Raw genomic sequence first — 21,625 nt, 5'->3', positions numbered from 1 at the left:
GCACGGAGATTCGCCATGACTCAGATCGCCCGCATCAGCGACACCGGCAATGAACGCCGCCTGCAAGCCGAACGCCTGGTGGGCGCCGAGGCTTTGCAGGAAGCCCAGGCCTTGCGCTTCAACGTGTTCAGCGGCGAATTCAACGCCAAGCTGAAAGGCGCGGAGCTGGGTCTGGACATGGATGACTATGATGTTCACTGCGCCCACATCGGCGTGCGCGACCTGAACACCGGACGTCTGGTGGCGACCACCCGTTTGCTCGACCACACGGCCGCCAGCAGCCTGGGCAAGTTTTACAGCGAAGAAGAATTCAGCCTGCACGGCCTGGTCCACCTCAAAGGCCCGATCCTCGAAATCGGTCGCACCTGCGTCGACCCGGCCTACCGCAACGGCGGCACCATCGCCGTGCTCTGGGGTGAACTGGCCGAAGTCTTGAATCAGGGCGGCTACAGCTATTTGATGGGTTGCGCGAGCATCCCGATGCAGGACGGCGGCATTCAGGCCCACGCGATCATGCAGCGCCTGCGCGAACGTTACCTGTGCACCGAACACCTGCGTGCCGAGCCGAAAAAACCGTTGCCGGTGTTGGACATCCCGTCCAACGTCATCGCGGAAATGCCGCCGCTGCTCAAGGCCTACATGCGCCTCGGTGCGAAGATCTGCGGCGAGCCGTGCTGGGACGAAGACTTCCAGGTCGCCGACGTGTTCATCCTGCTCAAGCGCGATGAACTCTGCCCGCGCTACGCCAAGCACTTCAAGGCGGCTGTGTAATGAGCCGCTTGCGGGTGTACGCGCGGATTGCGCGAGTGTTGTTCGTGGTGACGCTGGGGCTGAGCATGGCCAGCGTGTTCGGGCTGTTCGAACGTTTGGGCATCGCTCATTCGATGGTCCGCCGCCAGCGCTGGTCGCGATTTTTCATGGCGCGTCTGGCGAATGCCCTGCCCTTTCGCGTGACCGTCCACGGTGAATTACCGAAGACGCCGATGCTCTGGGTCAGCAACCATGTGTCCTGGACCGACATCCCGCTGCTGGGCATGCTGACGCCGCTGTCGTTTCTGTCCAAAGCCGAAGTGCGCACCTGGCCGGTGGCAGGCTGGTTGGCGGCCAAGGCCGGCAGCCTGTTTATCCGTCGCGGTTCGGGCGACAGCCAGTTGATCCGCAAACAGATGACCCGTCATCTGGAGCAGGCCCATCCGCTGTTGATGTTCCCGGAAGGCACCACCACCGATGGCCGTTCGTTGCGCACCTTTCATGGTCGCTTGCTGTCAGCGGCGATTGATTCGCAAGTGAAACTGCAACCGGTGGCGATTCGTTATCTGCGTGAGGGTGAGGTGGATTCCCTGGCGCCGTTCATTGGTGACGATGATTTGCTTTCGCACCTGATGCGGTTGTTTGCCAATGACCGGGGTGATGTGGAGGTTCATCTGCTCAAGCCGATCGCTTGCGAAGGTCGCGAGCGTGCGGCGCTGGCGTTTGAAGCGCAGCAGGCGGTGCAGAAGGCGTTGTTTGGGGCGATTCCGGAGAAACAGCAGGTTCCGATGCGCCCAGCTATCGCTGCTTAAACACACATCCCCTGTGGGAGATTCTATGTTTGGGGGCAACCCCCAAACATAGAACTTGGCTTGTACTCGCTTTGATTTTTCATCAAGGCAAACAGTACTCTGGCCAGCTTACGGGCAAGTATTACCAAGGCTTGAGTGCCCTTCATGCCTCTTGCCAGATAGCTTTGATAGTAAGGTTTCCAGGCTGGAGAGCGACTCGCGGCCATGGCGCTGTTATGAAATAAGCGCCGGAACTCCGAATCGCCTCGTTTGGATAAGTATCGTTTCTGATCCTTCTTTCCCGATTGTCTGACTCGCGGATCCATTCCTAGAAAGGCAATGTAGCCATCGCTGTCGGAAAAATCTCCACGCATAAAGGCGGTGACTGCAGCTGTAGCCGTCAGGACGCCTACACCCTCAACCGCTTGGCAGCGTTTTACCTGCGCGTCCATGTCAGCTTCGCTGACAATGCTCTTCAGCACTTTCTGTATGTTTTTTTCAATCTGCTCAAGGCATGCCAGATAGTCGGCCAATGCCTCTTCGAGCAACGGTTCGTCCTTCCAGCTTTGTTTGATGGCCACACGATGCCGAACAAGCTCGGCCCGACGACGCAGCAAGCTTTTGAGTTGTGTGTAGGCCTTTGGAGGCGGACTCCAAATCCTCAACTTGTCGGACTCTTTACTCAAGTAACGAGCCAGCAACGCTGCATCCAGGGCATCTGTTTTAGCCCGAATACCTATCCCTTCGCGGTATCGATTAAGACGGCTGCCATCGATAACGTAAACGTCATGACCCATTTCATGGGCCATCTCTGTCGTATCGAGGTGATAGGTGTTGGTGGCTTCGAGGGCAATGGCGCTGTTTGCGGGCAGCGCCTTGAGCCACTTCTTAAGGGTCGATCGCTCGTTCGAAACAATCAAGACTTGCTCCAGATCGGATCGATAAACAACGATCTCGTCCTTCGCGACATCCACACCAACGACCACCTGCGAAACATGAATTGTCATGGCACGCCCTCCGAGCTAGGGTTTAAAGACTTGTCGGGGTTCACCGTTGCGCTGGCTTGTTTCTATCGTCGGTCTAGGCCGATGCATTCCTTATCGGCGCATTAGGTGAAGGGGCGGGACGAAGTCTCCCACGGTCTGTACTGGTCAGAGTCAGAAGCTAGGCTTTAGTCCCGCCCACCCCTTCAAGTCTAAACATACAAGCGGGCTTGCTCGCGAAAGCGGTGTGTCAGCCGGCATCGATGGTGGCTGACACACCGCTTTCGCGAGCAAGCCCGCTCCCACATTAGATCTGTTTTGTTTGGGCGAACGTCTGCAACTGGGGATAGAACAACCTGAAATCCTCACTCAACGGCTCATACAACACCCGCAGCTCCTGCATCGCCGCCGCCAGTTCCTCAGGCTTGGTCAATCGCCGCGAAATCCCCCGCAAAACCTGCTCCAGCACGTCGAACTCCCGGTAAGAACCCAACCAGTCATTCGCCATCATGTGCGGTGCGATCCTCGCCAACCGCTCCGGCAACTGCCGCTCGGCGGACAGCACCCGGTACACATCCGACGTGAACTGCTGCAACGGCAGATCCGCGTACTGCGTCCAGTCACGCGCCAGGCAATGATCGAAAAACACATCCAGCACGATCCCGGCGTAACGCCGGCGGGTCAGGGAAAACCGCGACAGCGCCACGTCCACCAACGGATGGCGGTCGGTAAACACGTCGATGCTGCGATGCAACTGTATGGCCGCCTCGATCTCCGGTTCGAACTGCCCTTGCAGCCGCCCTTTGACGAAATCGCCATACAGACTGCCGAGCAATTGACCGGGACGCTGGCCACCGAGGTGAAGATGTGCGAGATAGTTCATGCCCCGCAGCTTAACACTGCGCCCCACATATCGTTATAACCCGATATACCGATTTACGCGGTCGTCAGACCGAAATCATATTGGTATATCGCGAAGCAACGATTTAAATTTCGCCCCATCGCGATATAGCGTTTTACTCATCATGAGCCCCAAGCCAATGAACCTCGACCTCGACGAAATAATAAAAGCCCTGGCACACCCAGTACGGCGAGACATCCTGACCTGGCTTAAAGATCCCAAATCCCAGTTCCCGGAACAGATCCACAACCATGAGTACGGCATTTGCGCCGGGCAGATCGATCAACGCTGCGGCCTGTCGCAGTCGACCGTGTCCGCGCATTTGGCGACCTTGCAACGTGCGGGACTGATCAGCAGCCAGAAAGCCGGTCAATGGCACTTCTTCAAACGCAACGAAGACGTTATCCAGGCGTTCCTCGACGCCATCGTCAAGGAGCTCAGCGCTCCGACAAGGAATTAAACAATGCCCCTCTCGCTCCTCATACTGGCCTTGAGCGCCTTCGCCATCGGCACCACCGAGTTCGTCATCATGGGCCTGCTGCCCGATGTGGCGGCCGACCTCGGTGTGTCGATCCCCGGCGCCGGCTGGCTGGTGACCGGTTACGCCCTCGGCGTGGCCATCGGTGCGCCGTTCATGGCACTGGCCACCGCGAAGTTGCCGCGCAAGGCCGCACTGGTAGCGTTGATGGGCATCTTCATCATCGGCAATCTGCTGTGTGCCGTGGCCAGTGACTACAACGTGCTGATGTTTGCCCGGGTGGTGACTGCCCTGTGCCACGGCGCCTTCTTCGGCATCGGTTCGGTGGTAGCGGCGGGCCTGGTCCCGGCCAACAAACGCGCTTCGGCCGTGGCCCTGATGTTCACCGGCCTGACCCTGGCCAACGTGCTCGGCGTGCCACTGGGCACCGCGCTCGGTCAACAAGCCGGCTGGCGCTCGACCTTCTGGGCCGTGACCGTGATCGGTGTTATCGCCCTGATTGGCCTGATCCGTTTCCTGCCGGCCAAGCGCGACGAAGAAAAACTCGACATGCGCGCCGAACTGCGTGCCCTCAAAGGCGCCGGCATCTGGCTGTCGTTGAGCATGACGGCATTGTTCGCGGCATCGGTCTTCACCTTGTTCACCTACGTCGCACCGCTGTTGGGCGAAGTGACCGGCGTCTCGCCACGCGGTGTGACCTGGACCCTGATGCTCATCGGCCTGGGCCTGACCGTCGGCAACATCATCGGCGGCAAACTGGCTGACAAAGGCCTGGCGGCGACGCTGATCGGCGTGTTCATCAGCATGGCGGTGGTCTCCACTGTGCTGACCTGGACCAGCGTCGCGTTGATCCCGACCGAAATCACCCTGTTCCTCTGGGCCACCGCGTGCTTCGCCGCCGTGCCGGCCCTGCAAGTGAACGTGGTGACCTACGGCAAGGCCGCACCGAACCTGGTGTCGACCCTGAACATCGGCGCATTCAACGTCGGCAACGCACTCGGCGCCTGGGTCGGCGGCAGCGTCATTGCCCACGGCTACGGCCTGACCAGCGTGCCTCTCGCGGCCGCCGCACTGGCGGTACTCGCCCTGCTGGTGACCCTGATTACTTTCCGTCAGAGCGGTAATCCCGAACTGGCCCCTGCTACTCACTGATACCTCACGAGGGTTGTATTAAATGACGACGATTTTCGATCCGATCAAACTGGGCGACCTCGAGTTGGCCAACCGCATCATCATGGCGCCACTGACCCGCTGCCGCGCCGACGAAGGCCGTGTGCCGAACGCGCTGATGGCCGAGTACTACGTGCAGCGCGCCTCCGCTGGCCTGATCCTCAGCGAAGCCACCTCGGTCACGCCGATGGGCGTCGGCTACCCGGACACCCCGGGTATCTGGTCCAACGACCAGGTGCGTGGCTGGTCCAACATCACCAAAGCGATCCATGGCGCGGGCGGCAAGATTTTCCTGCAGCTGTGGCACGTTGGCCGGGTGTCCCACGAGTCGTACCTGAACGGTGAAGCACCGGTCGCACCGAGTGCCATCCAGCCAAAAGGTCACGTCAGCCTGGTTCGTCCACTGGCCGACTACCCAACGCCGCGCGCTCTGGAAACCGCTGAAATCGCCGACATCGTCGACGCCTATCGCACCGGTGCAGAGAACGCCAAGGCGGCCGGTTTTGACGGCGTGGAAATCCACGGCGCCAACGGTTACCTGCTCGACCAGTTCCTGCAAAGCAGCACCAACCAGCGCACCGACCACTACGGCGGCTCCCTGGAAAACCGTGCGCGCCTGTTGCTGGAAGTGACCGACGCAGCGATTGAAGTCTGGGGCGCCGGCCGTGTCGGTGTGCACCTGGCACCCCGCGCCGACTCCCATGACATGGGTGACGACAACCTGGCCGAAACCTTCACCTACGTCGCTCGCGAACTGGGCAAACGTGGCATCGCGTTCATCTGCTCCCGCGAAAAAGAAGCGGGCGACAGCCTCGGTCCACAATTGAAAGAAGCGTTCGGCGGCCCCTACATCGTCAACGAACGCTTCACCAAGGACAGCGCCAATGCCTGGCTGGCGAGCGGCAAGGCTGATGCGGTCGCCTTCGGCGTGCCGTTCATTGCCAACCCGGACTTGCCGGCACGCTTGAAGGCCGATGCACCGCTGAACGAAGCGCGTCCGGAATTGTTTTATGCCAAAGGCCCGGTGGGCTACATCGACTACCCGGTGATGTAACCGTCCTCCTTGAAACGCAAAAGCCCCGACTCGAAAGAGCTGGGGCTTTTTTATTACCTGACGCCGATATGCACATCCGCTCACAGACTAGACACAAAATTCCTACAAAATACTGGGCTTGCGACCTGTCAACCAAACGAACGGGCGTATATAAAAGCACCCCATTGCCATAGAGCGCGTGAAGAACCGTTCATCTGCGGCTTCAACGGTTGACACAAGCGGATCCAATTACGCATTTTGTTTCATTTGCGCAGGCTGGGACTGAAACGCAGCATCTCCAACCCTGTATCGACCCAACGCTCGGCTTCGGTGTGCAGTTGAAAACTGTCGGGCGCCAATAGCCACTGGTACAGGATGCCGTCAATGTAGGCATGCAGGCTGATGGCCGCGCGGGCCGTGTCGAGATTGTCCGGCAACTGCCCCCGATTCACCGCATTGGTAAGGGCCAGGGCGATTCGCACATTGCAATCGAGGCTGACCTCTCGGCGCTGCTGGCGCAGATCGCACATTTCATCGGTGAATTCGCACTTGTGAAACAAAATCTCATTGATGCGGCGGGTTTTCGGGTCCAGGGCAACTTGATGAAACAAATGAATCAGCAGCTTGCGCATGCAACCCAACGGGTCGAGTTCATCTTCGCTTTCACTGGCCTTGGCCATTTCGTCCAGCGGCTCATGCAAGGTGTCGAGCATGGCCTGCACCAGATCCGCCTTGTTACTGAAATGCCAGTAGATGGCCCCGCGCGTGACGCCCGCCAGGGTCGCGATGTCCGCCAGTGTCGTGCGCGCTACGCCCCGTTCGTAAAAGGCTTTCTCTGCCGCTTCGAGTATCTGGCTACGGGTTTCTTGAGCTTCCTCTTTGGTACGACGGACCATGGCAGTACAACCTCAATCAGGGTGCATCAGCGATGCCTGAACATCCGCTGAATAAAAGTGGGGCGAACGCTCTTGGGTGTCGTCCCCGGCCTACAATTCGAACCTTTGAAACGGCTTTTGTAACGATGTGGGTACGCAGCCAAGGTATTTACAAACAACCATGAACGTAAGTATATTCCTTAGCAAGCTACTTATCCACTCAGCGCACATTTTTTACCCTTCCACATTTCTTGTGCGCAATTTGCGCGCCTGACCCGAGGATTTTCATGCAATTCAAGCCAGCTGTTACCGCTCTGGTCACTGCCGTCGCCTTGGCATCGCTGCTCAGCGGATGCAAAAAGGAAGAAGCGGCGCCGGCCCCGCCACCCCCTCAGGTCGGCGTTGTAACCCTGCAATCTCAAGCCTTCACCCTGACGTCCGAACTGCCAGGCCGCACCAGCGCCTATCGCATTGCCGAAGTTCGTCCTCAGGTCAACGGCATCATTCTCAAGCGTCTGTTCAAGGAAGGCGGCGACGTCAAGGCCGGCCAGCAGCTGTATCAGATCGATCCAGCCGTTTATGAAGCCACGCTGAAAAGCGCCGAAGCCAATCTGCAACAGACCAAATCGATCTCCGATCGCTACAAGCAACTGGTCAACGAACAGGCCGTGAGCCGTCAGGAATACGACACCGCCCTGGCCAACCGCCTGCAATCGGAAGCCGCCCTGCAAAGCGCCCAGATCAATGTGCGCTACACCAAGGTCTATGCGCCCATTTCGGGCCGTATCGGCCGTTCCAGCGTGACCGAAGGCGCACTGGTCACCAGTGGCCAGGCCGATGCCATGGCGGTGATCCAGCAACTCGACCCGATCTACGTCGACGTCACCCAGTCTTCCGTGGAGCTGCTTGAACTGCGCCGCGAACTGGAAAGCGGGCGCCTGCAAAAGGCCGGCGACAACTCGGCCGCAGTCAAGCTGACCCTCGAAGACGGCAGCCAGTACAAGCTGGACGGCAAGCTCGAGTTCTCCGAAGTCTCGGTTGACCAGACCACCGGCTCTGTGACCTTGCGTGCGGTGTTCCCGAACCCGGATCACACTCTGCTGCCCGGCATGTTCGTTCACGCCCAGCTTCAGGCCGGCGTCAACGCCGCCGCGATCCTGGCGCCGCAACAAGGTGTGACCCGCGACCTCAAAGGCTCCCCGACCGCGCTGGTCGTCGGTCCGGACAACAAGGTCGAACTGCGTCAGCTCAAGGCCAGCCGCACTGTCGGCAGCCAGTGGCTGATCGAGGACGGCCTGAAGGCCGGCGATCGCCTGATCACCGAAGGACTGCAATTCGTCAAACCCGGCATTGAAGTCAAGGCCAGTGAGGCGACTAACGTTGGCGCAAAGAACCCGGCCCCCGCACAGGCAGCTAGCAAGGCTTCCAGCGGCAAAGGGGAGTAAACCATGTCGAAATTTTTTATCGACCGTCCGATTTTCGCCTGGGTAATTGCCCTGGTGATCATGCTGGTCGGGGCTCTATCGATCCTCAAGTTGCCGATCAACCAGTACCCGAGCATTGCACCTCCGGCGATCGCCATTTCCGTGGCGTACCCGGGCGCTTCCGCGCAAACCGTGCAAGACACCGTGGTACAGGTGATCGAACAGCAGCTCAACGGTATCGACAACCTGCGTTATGTGTCCTCGGAAAGTAACTCTGACGGCACCATGACGATCACTGCGACCTTCGAGCAAGGCACCAACTCCGATACCGCGCAGGTTCAGGTCCAGAACAAACTGAACCTGGCCACCCCGCTGTTGCCGCAAGAAGTACAGCAGCAAGGTATCCGCGTCACCAAGGCGGTGAAGAACTTCCTGCTGGTGATCGGCGTGGTCTCGCGTGACGGCAGCATGACCAAGGACGACCTGTCGAACTACATCGTGTCCAACATGCAGGATCCGATCTCGCGGACAGCCGGCGTGGGCGACTTCCAGGTGTTCGGTTCCCAGTACGCCATGCGTATCTGGCTCGACCCGGCCAAGTTGAACAACTTCAACCTGACCCCGATCGACGTCAAGACCGCCATCGCCGCGCAAAACGTCCAGGTTTCGTCCGGCCAGCTCGGCGGCCTGCCTGCCCTGCCCGGCACTCAGTTGAACGCGACGATCATCGGCAAGACCCGCCTGCAGACCGCTGAGCAATTCAATAAAATCCTGCTCAAAGTCAACAAGGACGGCTCCCAGGTTCGCTTGAGAGATGTCGCCGATGTCGGTCTGGGTGGCGAGAACTACAGCATCAACGCCCAGTTCAACGGCGCCCCGGCTTCCGGCCTCGCGGTGAAACTGGCGAACGGTGCCAACGCACTCGACACGGCGAAAGCCCTGCGCAAGACCATCGACAGCCTCAAGCCATTCTTCCCGCAAGGTATGGAAGTGGTATTCCCTTACGACACCACTCCAGTGGTGACCGAGTCGATCAAGGGTGTGGTTGAAACTCTGGTCGAAGCGATCGTGCTGGTGTTCCTGGTGATGTTCCTGTTCCTGCAAAACTTCCGCGCCACGGTCATCACCACGATGACGGTGCCGGTGGTATTGCTGGGTACGTTCGGGATCCTGGCGGCATTCGGTTTCAGCATCAACACCCTGACCATGTTCGGTATGGTGCTGGCCATCGGCTTGCTGGTGGACGATGCCATCGTGGTGGTGGAAAACGTCGAGCGGGTCATGAGCGAAGAAGGCCTGTCACCCAAGGAGGCCACCAAGAAATCCATGGGGCAGATCCAGGGTGCGCTGGTGGGTATTGCGCTGGTGCTGTCGGCGGTACTGCTGCCGATGGCGTTCTTCAGTGGCTCCACTGGTGTGATCTACAAGCAGTTCTCGATCACCATCGTTTCGGCCATGGCGCTGTCCGTGTTGGTCGCACTGATCTTCACGCCGGCACTCTGCGCCACCATGCTCAAGGCGATTCCGAAAGGCGAGCACGGCACACCGAAACGCGGCTTCTTCGGTTGGTTCAACCGCAATTTCGACCGTGGCGTACGCAGCTACGAGCGAGGCGTGGGCAACATGCTTACGCACAAGGCGCCGTACCTGCTGGCGTACCTCATCATCGTGGTCGGCATGATCTGGCTGTTCACCCGCATTCCAACGGCGTTCCTGCCGGAAGAAGACCAGGGTGTACTGTTCGCCCAGGTGCAGACCCCCGCCGGTTCGACGGCCCAGCGCACCCAAGTGGTCGTGGACCAGATGCGTGAATACCTGCTGCGTCCGAGCAAGGATGGCGGTGAAGGCGATGCGGTGAACTCGGTGTTTACCGTGACCGGCTTCAACTTCGCCGGCCGTGGCCAGAGTTCGGGCATGGCGTTCATCATGATGAAACCGTGGGATGAACGTAACGCCGACAACAACGTGTTCAAAGTCGCGGCCCGTGCCCAACAGCACTTCTTCACCTTCCGTGACGCCATGGTGTTTGCGTTCGCGCCACCCGCAGTACTGGAACTGGGTAACGCCACCGGTTTCGACGTGTTCCTGCAGGACCGCGCCGGTATCGGTCACGAAAAGCTGATGGCTGCCCGTAACCAGTTCCTCGGCATGGCGGCGCAAAGCAAAGTGCTGACCCAAGTGCGCCCGAACGGTCTGAACGACGAGCCGCAATACCAGTTGGAAATCGACGACGAAAAGGCCAGCGCGCTGGGCATTACCATCGCCGACATCAACAACACCCTGTCGATTGCCCTGGGCAGTAGCTATGTGAACGACTTCATCGACCGTGGTCGGGTGAAGAAGGTTTACGTGCAAGGCCAGCCGGGTGCGCGCATGAGCCCCGAAGACCTGAAGAAGTGGTACGTGCGCAACAGCGCCGGCACCATGGTTCCGTTCACCGCGTTCGCCAAGGGTGAGTGGATCTACGGTTCGCCGAAACTGGCCCGTTACAACGGCGTGGAAGCGGTGGAAATCCTCGGTTCCCCTGCACCGGGTTATTCCACCGGTGAAGCGATGGCCGAAGTCGAAGCCCTCGCCTTGAAACTGCCGGCGGGTGTCGGTATTTCCTGGACCGGTCTGTCGTACGAGGAACGTCTGTCGGGCTCGCAAGCTCCGGCGTTGTACGCCTTGTCGTTGCTGATGGTGTTCCTGTGTCTGGCGGCGCTCTATGAAAGCTGGTCGATTCCGATCGCGGTGATGCTGGTGGTGCCGCTGGGGATCATCGGTGCGCTGCTGGCGACCAGTCTGCGCGGCCTGTCCAACGACGTGTACTTCCAGGTGGGCCTCTTGACAACCATCGGTCTGGCGGCGAAAAACGCCATTCTGATCGTCGAGTTCGCCAAGGAACTGCATGAGCAAGGGCGCAGCCTGCGCGACGCGGCGATCGAGGCGTGCCGGATGCGTCTGCGACCGATCATCATGACCTCGCTCGCCTTCGTCCTCGGCGTGGTACCCCTGGCGATTTCCACGGGCGCCGGTTCGGGCAGCCAGCATGCGATCGGTACGGGCGTTATTGGCGGTATGATCACCGCCACGGTCCTGGCGATCTTCTGGGTCCCACTGTTCTTCGTCACCGTGTCGGCCATGGGTCAGCGCAAAACCGCCGATCAGGACGACGCTATTGAACCTTCTAAAGAGGCTGGCCAATGAGCAAGTCGCTACTCTCCATCGCAGTCGCGGCCTTCGTGCTGAGCGGCTGCTCGCTGATACCCGATTATCAGCAGCCTGAAGCACCGGTGGCAGCGCAGTACCCACAAGGTCCGGCGTATTCGCCGGCCCAGGCGCCTGCACAGGCCGCTGCCGAACAGGGCTGGAAGCAGTTTTTCCATGACCCGGCATTGCAACAGCTGATCCAGGTCGCCCTGGAAAACAACCGTGACCTGCGTGTCGCGGCGCTGAACATCGACGCGTTCGCGGCGCAGTACCGCATCCAGCGTGCGGACCTGTACCCGGCCATTTCAGCCAATGGCACCGGCACCCGCCAGCGGGTTCCGGCGGATGCTTCGCAAACGGGCCAGGCAGGGATCACCAGTTCCTACTCCGCCACCGTCGGCATCAGTGCTTATGAACTCGACCTGTTCGGTCGGGTTCGCAGCCTGAGCGAAGAAGCGCTGCAGCAGTACTTCGCCACTGAAGAAGGCCGTCGCAGCACGCAAATCAGCCTGGTGGCCAGCGTGGCGAATGCCTACCTGACCTGGCAGGCTGACAAAGAGCTGCGCAAACTGACTCAGGACACCCTCGGTGCGTTCGAGGAGAGCTACAAGCTCACCTCCCGCAGCAACGAAGTGGGCGTAGCTTCCGCACTGGATCTGGCGCAGTCGCGTACCTCGGTGGAAAACGCCCGCGCGCAACTGGCTCGTTACACGCGTCAGGTTGCCCAGGATGAAAACAGCCTGGTGCTGCTGCTCGGCACCGGCATCCCGGCCAATCTGCAAGAAGCCAAGCCGCTGTCTGACGACCTGCTGAGCGACGTACCGCCCGGCCTGCCGTCAGACTTGCTGCAACGTCGTCCGGACATCCTCCAGGCCGAATACAACCTGAAAGCGGCCAACGCCAACATCGGCGCGGCACGGGCAGCGTTCTTCCCGAGCATCAGCCTGACTGCCAACGCCGGTACCCTGAGCCCGGACCTGTCCGGTCTGTTCAAGGGTGGTTCGGGCACCTGGTTGTTCCAGCCGCAGATCAACCTGCCGATCTTCAACGCCGGCAGCCTGCGCGCCAGCCTGGATTACTCGAAAATCCAGAAAGACATCGGCGTGGCGAACTACGAGAAGTCCATTCAAACGGCCTTCCAGGAAGTCGCCGACGGCCTGGCCGCCCGCCAGACCTACACCGAGCAGTTGCAGGCCCAGCGTGATTTTGTCACCGCCAACCAGGACTACTACCGTCTGGCCGAGCGTCGTTATCGCATCGGCGTCGACAGCAACCTGACTTTCCTCGATGCCCAGCGTCAGCTGTTCAGTGCCCAACAGGCGCTGATCACCGACCGTTTGGCGCAACTGACCAGCGCCGTGAATCTGTACAAGGCACTGGGCGGTGGCTGGAATGAGCAGACCGCGAAAGTCGAGCCGCTGAAAGAAGAAGCGCCGAAGCTGAAGTTGTTCTGATCGTGCTGCTGTAAACACGAAGCCCACCTTTTGGTGGGCTTTTTGTTGGCGGCGGGAAAAGGTGTGTTGGCAATATTGGCCCCTTCGCGAGCAAGCCCGCTCCCACATTCGACCGAGTTTCTCCAGTTGGAATGCGGTTAAATGTGGGAGCGGGCTTGCTCGCGAAAGGGCCAGCAGAGGCAACCCGAAACTCCGATCAATCTTACGTTCGATAACCGCCCAAAACCCGCTTTTACCAATTGAACCATCCAGTTCATTCCCCGCACCATTCGCCACACAAAACCAATAACAACAGGTTCGACACCATGCCCCCGCGCCCTGCCCTGTCCGGCTGATCTCGCCCCGTTTCATTTGAATCCGAATCTTTTGTCTGCAACCCGAACGTTGCGGCCTCAACCCGTTGCATCCCTGAAAACAAGAGAGACCGAGCACATGACGCCTTCCACTGCGCAGTACGTCTTCCCCGGCCTGATCGCCATCGCGCTGACCGGCGCGGCCCTGCCCGCCACGGCCGAGGAGTCAGGTTTTGTCGAAGGAGCCAAGGTCAACCTCAACCTGCGCAACTTCTACATCAACCGCAACTTCACCAACCCGACCAAGGCGCAGGGCAAGGCTGAAGAGTGGACGCAAAGTTTCATCCTCGACGCGAAGTCCGGGTTCACCCAGGGCACCGTCGGGTTCGGCATGGATGTGCTGGGGCTGTACTCGGTGAAGCTCGACGGCGGCAAAGGCACCGGTGGCACGCAACTGCTGCCGCTGGATCACGACGGCCGCCCGGCGGACAGCTTTGGTCGCACCAACGTGGCGTTCAAGGCCAGGCTGTCGCAGACCGAAGTGAAGGTCGGCGAATGGATGCCGGTGCTGCCGATCCTGCGTTCGGACGATGGGCGCTCGCTGCCGCAAACCTTCCGCGGCGGCCAGATCACGTCGAAGGAAATCAACGGCCTGACGCTCTACGGCGGTCAGTTCCGCCAGAATAGCCCGCGTGACGACAGCAGCATGAGCGACATGTCGATGACCGGCAAAGCGGCGTTCACCTCGGACCGCTTCAACTTCCAGGGCGGCGAATACCTGTTCAACGAAAAGCGCACGCAAATCGGCCTGTGGAACGCCGAACTCAAGGACATCTACAGCCAGCAATACATCAACCTGGTTCACACCCAGCCCGTCGGCGACTGGACCCTGGGCGCCAACCTCGGTTTCTTCTACGGCAAGGACGACGGCAGTGCCCGCGCCGGTGACCTGGACAACAAGACCTGGTCGGGAATGCTCTCCGCCAGATACGGCGGCAACACTTTCTACGTCGGCCTGCAAAAACTCACCGGCGACAGCGCCTGGATGCGGGTCAACGGCACCAGCGGCGGCACCCTGGCCAACGACAGCTACAACTCCAGCTATGACAACGCGCAGGAAAAATCCTGGCAAGTGCGTCACGACTACAACTTCGTCGCGCTCGGAATTCCCGGCCTGACCCTGATGAACCGCTACATCAGCGGCGACAACGTCCACACCGGCACCGTCACCGACGGCAAGGAATGGGGCCGCGAAAGCGAACTGGGCTACACCGTACAGAGCGGTGCGCTGAAGGACCTGAACGTCAAATGGCGCAACTCGACCATGCGCCGCGACTACAGCAACAACGAGTTTGACGAGAACCGGTTGATCGTCAGCTATCCGATCAGTTTGTTGTAAGGCTTGGCGCCAGCGTCGCCCCTTGCAGGAAACGCTGGCGCTGACCGCTGGTCGTCATGAAGTGGCGAATCATGCAACAACAGATACAGTCATCAGTGCGTTTAAATTCTCCAGCCCGAAGTAGGAGTCCTTTTTTTCTTCCGTTATCTCCGGATGCTGTACGCGAAGCTGCCAAGACCACGGAGGTCAGGTATGAGCAAGCGAATAGTTATCGTCGGTGGCGGCGTTGGTGGAACGATGTTGGCCAATCAACTGGTCAACAAGCTGTATCCAGAAATCCTGCGCGGCGAAGTCTCGATTACCCTGTTGTCCAACTCCCCCGATCACTTCTACAAACCTGCGTTCATGTACGTGGCGTTCAACCTGTTTTTCAAGGAAGAACTCAAGCGCCCGGAACGCTCATTGCTGCGCGCGGAAATTACCTTCAACGTTGAAGAAGTGACACGTTTCGATTTTCCCGGGCAACGCTTGAAAACCCGCAGCGGCACAGTCTACAACTATGATTTTCTGGTCATTGCCACCGGTTGCGTGCCCGCCCCGGAACGCATCAAAGGTTTGAAAGAAGCCGGCGATCACTTCTATCAATACGAACCTGCCAGGCAACTGGCACAAAAGCTGAGCACCATCGAAAAAGGCCGGATTTTCATCACCGTGTCCTTCCCGCAAACACCGAATGTTCCCCATCAATGCGGTATCGCGCCCGTCGAAACCACCTTGATGCTCGATGATTTTTTGCGGCGTCGTGGCGTGCGGGACAAGGTGGAAATCATCTACACCTACCCGACCACGGCTCAACTCCTGCGTAACTGCCTGTTCCTGCAACGACCGACAGGAGAAATTCTGCCGAGTATTTTCGAGCAGAAAAATATCCGCTTTCAGCGTGGGTTCACGCTGGATCGCGTCGATCCCGACAGCAGAACCGCCTATTCCGTAGAAGGCGACTCGCAGCCCTTCGACATTCTGATGGCAACGCCGCCGATCCGCGCCGTGGATGCGGTGCTGGCGTCCGGAGCATCTCAAGCACCGAACAACGAAGGTTGGTTGCCCACAAACCATGAAACCCTTCAGGTCTACAGTCAGGAGGGCGTCTACGTGATCGGGGACACCGTCGACCTGCCTGTCAGTAAGGCCGGTGGTGCGTGCCATAACCAGGCACCGGTGATTGCCAACAACATTGCCGCCGAGATCCGGCTGGGTGGTCCCGTCGATGTCTACGACGGACGTGTTCAGGCAGTGGCACAAATGGGCCTCAATGCCGGCATGCCGCTTTGGTACAACTACAGGTGCGATGTCCAACCGACTCCGCCGACCAAACTCGGCGGCCTGCTCAGGAACGGCTTCAACCGCGGTCTGTACTGGGCGGTTGCCCGGGGCATGCTGTGACGGGCTCAGGGAGGAAAAAACAATGACAAACCTGTCAGATGAAACCCTCACCATCGGCACGGCCGACAGCTCGGCGGGGCTCAATGCGTTGATGACGAAACTGCAGCCGCTGATCGACAGCGGGCGACTGGACAACATTGTCGACGTGCTGTCGCTGGTCTCGGACATGGTCGACCTGCTGGACGCCGCCATGGTGGAAAAACTGGCGCTGCAGTTCGAAAACGCCACCGCGGCCACCTGGACAATCAGCAACGCCGTGCGCCGGGCCCACGCCGAAGTCGCCGCCGCGAAACCACCGAGCGTCATGGCCTTGGTCAGACTGCTGAACGACCCGGACACGCGCAAAGGCGTGGCCGTTGTCCTGAAATCACTGAACGTCATCGGAAGACAACTGTAATCGCCAGAGAGGACCACCTCATGAGCGTCAAACTTGAAACGCCAGGGAAGGCCTGCGACGACTGGGACGCCAAGACGTACCAGCAGTTTTCCCGCCTCAGGCAACGGCCGGTCATCGAATTGCTCGAGCGTGTCGCCCTCCATAAGCCTGCGCGCATCTGCGACCTGGGATGCGGCACCGGCATTGCGACACAGTTGCTGGCCAAACGTTGGCCTCGCGCAAAGTTGCTCGGCCTCGACAGCTCAAAAGAGATGCTGGACCAGGCCCGCCAACTACCGATCAAAGCGCTATGGAAACAGTGTGACCTACAGAACTGGCAACCCGAGCAGCCCTTCGATCTGTTGTTCGCCGCCGCCGTGTTGCACTTCATCGACGATCACGAAAAATTGCTGCCATGGCTGCTCAGGCACCTGAACCCCAGCGGCTGCCTGGCGGCGCACATGCCCGACTGGCGGGATGCGTTGTGGTATCAGTTGATGCTCGACACGCTCAATGATGGTGGCGCCAGAGGCACACCGCTGGGCACCCCGCAGTTGCGTGAGACCTTGGCCAGACGTCCTCTGTTGTCACTTGCCGATTATTACCATCTGCTCGCGCCCCTGACCTGCTCGCTGGATATCTGGGAGACCGAGCAGCTGCAAGTCGTTGACGGCAAGTCGCCGGTGTATGACTGGATCAAGGTGTCGGCTTTGAGGACGGTGATGCAAGGGTTGAAGGATGATGAACTGGCGCGGTTCATCTATCACTTCATCATGCGGGTCCACGCGCACTACCCGCAGGAGGAGGATGGGCACACGCTGTTTCCGTTCAAGCGAATCTTCATCGTTGCGAAGGTTTGATTGATCGCGAAATCGTTTATCCAGCCAAAGGATGTATCAAGCCCTCTACCGCTATCGCGGGCAAGCCACGCTCCCACAGGTCCGCGGTGAACCTCTGTTTTGTGTTCACCGCGGACCTGTGGGAGCGTGGCTTGCCCGCGAAAGCGTCAGCCCAGGCACCGCAAATCCCCAGGATCACTCCCGCGACTCAGTTCCCAACTCATCCCAAACCGACTCCGCCAGATGGAACGTCGCATTCGCCGCCGGGATACCGCAGTAGATCGCGCTCTGCATGATCACTTCCTTGATCTCGCCGCGAGTCACGCCGTTGTTGGCAGCGGCACGCAGGTGCAACTTGAGTTCTTCATTGCGGTTCATGCCGATCAGCATGGCGAGGGTGATCAGGCTGCGGGTATGGCGCGGCAGGCCCGGACGGGTCCAGATGTCGCCCCACGCGTGACGGGTGATCATTTCCTGAAACTCCGAGTTGAACTCGGTCAGCGCGTTCAGGCTGCGGTCGACGTGGGCGTCGCCGAGCACTGCGCGGCGGACGTTCAGGCCCTCGTCGTAACGTTGTTTCTCGTCCACAACAATCCCCTTATTCAGCCAACAGAAACGCCAGCACCCGCGCGCTGAACTCAGCACCGGCCTGAACGTTGGACAGGTGCGCGGCGTAGAACTCGGCGTACTCGGCGCCCGGCACGTGTGCCTGGATGAAGTGCCCACCGGACGGCGGCGTGACCGCGTCTTCGGTGCCGGCGATCACCAGCAACGGCACCTTGATCGAAGACAGCCGATCACGGAAATCGGCATCGCGCACGGCGGCGCAATTGGCGGCATAACCTTCTGGCGAAGTCGCCGCGAGCATGTCGGTAATCTTCTTCGCCGCAGCAGGATTGGCTTCGGCAAAATCCGCGGTGAACCAGCGCGCGATCGAGGCATCGCGCAGCGCGACCATGGCCGCCGCGCCGTCACGCAGCACGGTTTCGATGCGTGGATTCCAGATCGACGGATCGCCGATTTTCGCCGCGGTGTTGCACACCACCAGTTTGTTCAATCGATCACCGGCATGGATGCCCAGCCACTGGCCGATCAAGCCACCCATCGACAGGCCGCAGAAATGCGCTTTATCGATGTGCAGCGCATCCAGCATCGCGAGCACGTCACGGCCCAGTTGCTCGATGGTGTACGGCCCCGGCGTGACCAGCGATTTGCCGTGCCCGCGAGTGTCGAAACGCAGCACGCGGAAATGCTCGGTGAACGCCGCCATCTGCGCGTCCCACATGTGCAGGTCGGTGCCCAGCGAGTTGGACAGCACCAACACTGGCGCATCGTCCGGTCCATCGAGTTGGTAATTCAATTCGCCCTCGGCGAGTTGTACGAAAGCCACAGCAATCTCCTTCAGGCAGTCAACGCAGAATGTTCAGCCACCGCTCGCTCGACCCACGTACGGGATTGACCGAGATAATGGGCGGGGTCCAGCAGATCATCGAGTTCAGCAGCCGAGAGTTCGGCAGTCACTTGCGGCTCGTCACCGAGGACCGCGCGCAAATGCCGTTGCTCGACCACGGCGCGTTTGCAGCAGTTCTCCAACAGATGATGCGCGGTGTCGCGGCCGACCCGTTGGGCGAGAACGATGCTCACCGCTTCGGCCAGCACCAGGCCTTGGGTCAGGTCGAGGTTGCGGGCCATGCGCTCGGCATCCACTTCCAATCCGTCCGCCACCAGCAGCGCTTGCTTGAGGCTGCCGGACACCAGGCAACAAATCTCCGGCAGGGTTTCCCATTCGGCGTGCCACAGGCCCAGACTGCGCTCGTGTTCTTGCGGCATCGCGCTGAACAGGGTCGAGAGCAAACCGGGCACGCGCGTAGCCGCGCCGATCAGCACCGCAGCGCCCACCGGGTTGCGTTTGTGCGGCATGGTCGAAGAGCCACCCTTGCCCGGCGCCGACGGTTCGAACACTTCGCCCGCTTCGGTCTGCATCAACAGACTGATGTCACGACCAAGCTTGCCGAGGCTGCCGGCGATCAAGCCCAGCACCGAAGCGAACTCCACCAGACGATCACGTTGGGTGTGCCAGGGCTGGTCGGGCAAGCTCAGTTGCAGTTCCCCGGCCAGCGCTTCGGCGATCGGCATTGCCTGTGAGCCGAGGGCCGCGAGGGTGCCGGAGGCGCCGCCGAATTGCAGCACCAGCAGACGCGGTTTGAGTTCTTGCAGGCGTTGACGGCTGCGCGTGACCGCCCCCAGCCAACCGGCGATCTTCATGCCCAGGGTGACCGGTGTCGCGTGTTGCAACCAGGTGCGTCCGGCCAGCGGCGTGGCGACGAAGCGTAACGCTTGGGTCGCCAACGTTTCGCCCAGTTGCGCCAGATCGCTTTCGATCAGTTCCAGCGCCCGGCGCAGTTGCAGCACCAGGCCTGTGTCCATCACGTCCTGGCTGGTGGCGCCCAGGTGCACATAGCGCTCGGCTTCAGCATCGGTGGCCGCGATCTGTTTGCCCAAGGCTTTCACCAGCGGAATCGCCGAATTGCCGGCCGAGGCAATCGCCTCGCCAAGGGCCGCGAAATCAAAATGCTTGGCCCGGCAGGCTGCTTCGATAGACGCCACAGCGGTCTGCGGAATCAAGCCAACCTTCGCCTCGGCCCGGGCCAGCGCCGCTTCGAAATCGAGCATGGCCTGAACCCGGCCCTGATCGCAAAACACGTCGCGCATATCGCGGGCAGTGAAATAGGCATCGAACAATTGATTGCCCGGTCGCTGGTTCATAAACAGTCCTTGAAAGCGTGGGCCGGTGTGGCCCACGCAGATGGATCAAAGGTCGTGATGCAGGTATTTCGCCTGTTTCGGCAGACGCAGGCTGAACAGGAACGCCACCGCCATCATCACCGTGACGTACCAGTAGAAGGAGTTTTCCATGCCCACGGCCTTGAGGCTCAGCGCCACGTATTCTGCCGAGCCGCCGAAGATCGCGTTCGCCACCGCGTACGCCAGGCCAACGCCCAATGCGCGCACTTCCGGCGGGAACATTTCGGCTTTCACCAGGCCGCTGATCGAGGTGTAGAAACTGACGATCGCCAGCGCCACAGTGATTAGCACAAACGCCAGGAACGGACTGCTGACGCTTTTCAGGCTCAACAGAATCGGCACGGTGAACAACGTACCCAAGGCACCGAACCACAGCATCGAATTACGTCGGCCGATCTTGTCGGCGAGCATGCCGAACAGCGGTTGCATGCACATATAAAGGAACAGCGCGCCGGTCATGATGTAACTGGCGGTCTTGGCGTGCATGCCGGCGGTGTTCACCAGGTATTTCTGCATGTACGTGGTGAAGGTGTAGAAAATCAGCGAGCCACCGGCGGTGTAACCGAGCACGGTGATGAACGCGGCTTTATGGTCGCGAAACAGGGCGCGGATGCTGCCGGCGTCCTTGTTCTCGCGCATTTCCTTGCTGGTGGTTTCCTTGAGCGAACGGCGCAGGAACAGCGAGATCAAGGCCGCGACGGCACCGACCACGAACGGAATCCGCCAGCCGTAGGCACGCAGGTCATCTTCGGTGAGGAACTGTTGCAGGACCACCACCAGCGACACCGCCAGCAGTTGCCCGCCAATCAGCGTCACGTACTGGAACGAGGCAAAGAAACCGCGCTGGCCCTTGAGCGCAACTTCGCTCATGTAGGTCGCGGTGGTGCCGTATTCGCCGCCCACCGACAAGCCCTGGAGCAAACGGGCGAACAGCAGCATGATCGGGGCCCAGACGCCGATGTCCTTGTAGGTCGGCAGGCAGGCGATGAGCAACGAGCCGAAGCACATCATCAGAATCGAAATCAGCATCGAATTCTTGCGCCCGTGCTTGTCTGCGACACGGCCGAAAATCCAGCCGCCGATCGGTCGCATCAGGAACCCGGCGGCGAACACGCCCGCGGTATTCACCAGTTGCACGGTCGGGTTATCGGACGGGAAAAATGCAGGCGCGAAGTAGATCGCGCAAAAGGCGTAGACGTAGAAGTCGAACCATTCGACGAGGTTGCCGGACGAGGCGCCGACAATCGCGAAGATGCGCTTGCTGCGCTCTTCGCCGGTGTAATGCGCTGGAATAGCGGTTGGGGTAGTCATTGTTCTTCACTCTTTGGGGACTGTGACAGTCTAGACACACTTTGCAACAGTCCCGTTCCACAATTGGCGATGCTGTACCTGTGGGAGCGGGCTTGCCCGCGATCACTGAGTCACATCCAGAATTAGTGGTGACTGACCCAACGCTATCGCGGGCAAGCCCGCTCCCAC

The 21,625-nt window shown here is 60.1% G+C and carries 19 protein-coding genes; 12 read left to right on the top strand and 7 right to left on the bottom strand.

The window, feature by feature from the left end; all coding sequences use genetic code 11:
* Positions 1–15: 15 nt before the first annotated feature.
* Together olsB and J2Y86_RS24655 are read left to right on the top strand one after the other, a co-directional pair.
* On the top strand, positions 16–771 hold the full coding sequence (olsB, locus tag J2Y86_RS24660) for an L-ornithine N(alpha)-acyltransferase (RefSeq protein WP_208671639.1): 756 nt from the start codon (positions 16–18) through the stop codon (positions 769–771).
* Positions 771–1,562: a lysophospholipid acyltransferase family protein gene (locus J2Y86_RS24655; protein WP_253437577.1), complete on the top strand. Its 792-nt coding sequence runs from the start codon at positions 771–773 to the stop codon at positions 1,560–1,562. Before olsB ends, J2Y86_RS24655 begins: the two co-directional genes overlap by 1 nt.
* A gap of 23 nt (positions 1,563–1,585) precedes the next feature.
* Here J2Y86_RS24655 and J2Y86_RS24650 read toward each other — a convergent pair whose 3' ends face one another.
* Complete coding sequence (locus tag J2Y86_RS24650) at positions 1,586–2,548, bottom strand: IS110 family transposase (RefSeq protein WP_253430575.1); 963 nt, start codon at positions 2,546–2,548, stop codon at positions 1,586–1,588.
* Positions 2,549–2,831: 283 nt separating this feature from the next.
* Positions 2,832–3,407 carry an ACP phosphodiesterase gene (locus J2Y86_RS24645; protein ID WP_253437574.1) on the bottom strand — a complete coding sequence of 192 codons (576 nt, stop codon included), beginning with the start codon at positions 3,405–3,407 and terminating at the stop codon, positions 2,832–2,834.
* Between the two features lie 157 nt (positions 3,408–3,564).
* Here J2Y86_RS24645 and J2Y86_RS24640 point away from each other — a divergent pair, with 157 nt between their 5' ends.
* From J2Y86_RS24640 to J2Y86_RS24630, 3 genes are read left to right on the top strand one after another with little or no spacing between them, the layout of a single operon-like run.
* A complete protein-coding gene (locus tag J2Y86_RS24640; RefSeq protein ID WP_253440420.1) occupies positions 3,565–3,885 on the top strand; it encodes an ArsR/SmtB family transcription factor in 321 nt (106 codons plus the stop codon).
* Between the two features lie 3 nt (positions 3,886–3,888).
* Positions 3,889–5,055, top strand: a complete 1,167-nt coding sequence (locus J2Y86_RS24635; protein WP_253437570.1) for an MFS transporter — start codon at positions 3,889–3,891, stop codon at positions 5,053–5,055.
* 22 nt (positions 5,056–5,077) lie between these two features.
* Positions 5,078–6,127, top strand: coding sequence for an alkene reductase (locus J2Y86_RS24630; protein WP_253437567.1), 1,050 nt, complete (start codon positions 5,078–5,080; stop codon positions 6,125–6,127).
* A 242-nt stretch (positions 6,128–6,369) separates the two neighbouring features.
* Here J2Y86_RS24630 and emhR read toward each other — a convergent pair whose 3' ends face one another.
* Positions 6,370–7,002, bottom strand: a complete 633-nt coding sequence (gene emhR, locus J2Y86_RS24625; RefSeq protein WP_253437564.1) for an efflux system transcriptional repressor EmhR — start codon at positions 7,000–7,002, stop codon at positions 6,370–6,372.
* Positions 7,003–7,268: 266 nt separating this feature from the next.
* On the opposite strand from emhR, the gene emhA reads away from it, so the two are divergent.
* The 7 genes from emhA (at position 7,269) to J2Y86_RS24590 (ending at position 17,362) form a co-directional block, all read left to right on the top strand.
* Positions 7,269–8,426: an efflux RND transporter periplasmic adaptor subunit EmhA gene (emhA, locus tag J2Y86_RS24620; protein WP_253437561.1), complete on the top strand. Its 1,158-nt coding sequence runs from the start codon at positions 7,269–7,271 to the stop codon at positions 8,424–8,426.
* A 3-nt stretch (positions 8,427–8,429) separates the two neighbouring features.
* Positions 8,430–11,594 (top strand): efflux RND transporter permease subunit EmhB, encoded by a 3,165-nt coding sequence (emhB, locus tag J2Y86_RS24615; protein WP_253437558.1) that lies wholly within the window; start codon positions 8,430–8,432, stop codon positions 11,592–11,594.
* Positions 11,591–13,051, top strand: a complete 1,461-nt coding sequence (emhC, locus tag J2Y86_RS24610) for an efflux RND transporter outer membrane subunit EmhC (RefSeq protein WP_253437555.1) — start codon at positions 11,591–11,593, stop codon at positions 13,049–13,051. Before emhB ends, emhC begins: the two co-directional genes overlap by 4 nt.
* Before the next feature lie 432 nt (positions 13,052–13,483).
* Positions 13,484–14,743 carry an OprD family porin gene (locus J2Y86_RS24605; protein ID WP_253437552.1) on the top strand — a complete coding sequence of 420 codons (1,260 nt, stop codon included), beginning with the start codon at positions 13,484–13,486 and terminating at the stop codon, positions 14,741–14,743.
* A gap of 192 nt (positions 14,744–14,935) precedes the next feature.
* A complete protein-coding gene (locus tag J2Y86_RS24600) occupies positions 14,936–16,126 on the top strand; it encodes an NAD(P)/FAD-dependent oxidoreductase (RefSeq protein ID WP_253437549.1) in 1,191 nt (396 codons plus the stop codon).
* A gap of 22 nt (positions 16,127–16,148) precedes the next feature.
* Positions 16,149–16,523, top strand: a complete 375-nt coding sequence (locus J2Y86_RS24595) for a DUF1641 domain-containing protein (protein WP_253437546.1) — start codon at positions 16,149–16,151, stop codon at positions 16,521–16,523.
* A 20-nt stretch (positions 16,524–16,543) separates the two neighbouring features.
* Positions 16,544–17,362, top strand: a complete 819-nt coding sequence (locus tag J2Y86_RS24590) for a methyltransferase domain-containing protein (protein ID WP_253437543.1) — start codon at positions 16,544–16,546, stop codon at positions 17,360–17,362.
* Between the two features lie 174 nt (positions 17,363–17,536).
* Here the strand turns inward: J2Y86_RS24590 and pcaC are convergent, their stop codons facing one another.
* Genes pcaC through J2Y86_RS24570 form a run of 4 tightly spaced genes read right to left on the bottom strand, consistent with a single transcriptional unit; the run spans position 17,537 to position 21,457 of the window.
* Positions 17,537–17,929, bottom strand: a complete 393-nt coding sequence (gene pcaC, locus J2Y86_RS24585) for a 4-carboxymuconolactone decarboxylase (protein WP_253437540.1) — start codon at positions 17,927–17,929, stop codon at positions 17,537–17,539.
* Positions 17,930–17,939: 10 nt separating this feature from the next.
* Complete coding sequence (gene pcaD, locus J2Y86_RS24580; protein ID WP_253437537.1) at positions 17,940–18,731, bottom strand: 3-oxoadipate enol-lactonase; 792 nt, start codon at positions 18,729–18,731, stop codon at positions 17,940–17,942.
* Between the two features lie 11 nt (positions 18,732–18,742).
* Entirely contained in the window at positions 18,743–20,107 is a 1,365-nt protein-coding gene (locus tag J2Y86_RS24575; protein ID WP_253437534.1) for a 3-carboxy-cis,cis-muconate cycloisomerase, read from the bottom strand.
* Positions 20,108–20,152: 45 nt separating this feature from the next.
* Positions 20,153–21,457, bottom strand: a complete 1,305-nt coding sequence (locus tag J2Y86_RS24570; protein ID WP_253437531.1) for an MFS family transporter — start codon at positions 21,455–21,457, stop codon at positions 20,153–20,155.
* Between the last annotated feature and the right edge of the window lie 168 nt (positions 21,458–21,625).

This window comes from Pseudomonas migulae (assembly GCF_024169315.1).
GTDB classification, from domain to species: Bacteria; Pseudomonadota; Gammaproteobacteria; order Pseudomonadales; family Pseudomonadaceae; genus Aquipseudomonas; species Aquipseudomonas migulae_B.
Note: the sequence above shows the minus strand (reverse complement) of the source record. Positions and strands in the feature narration are given on the sequence as shown.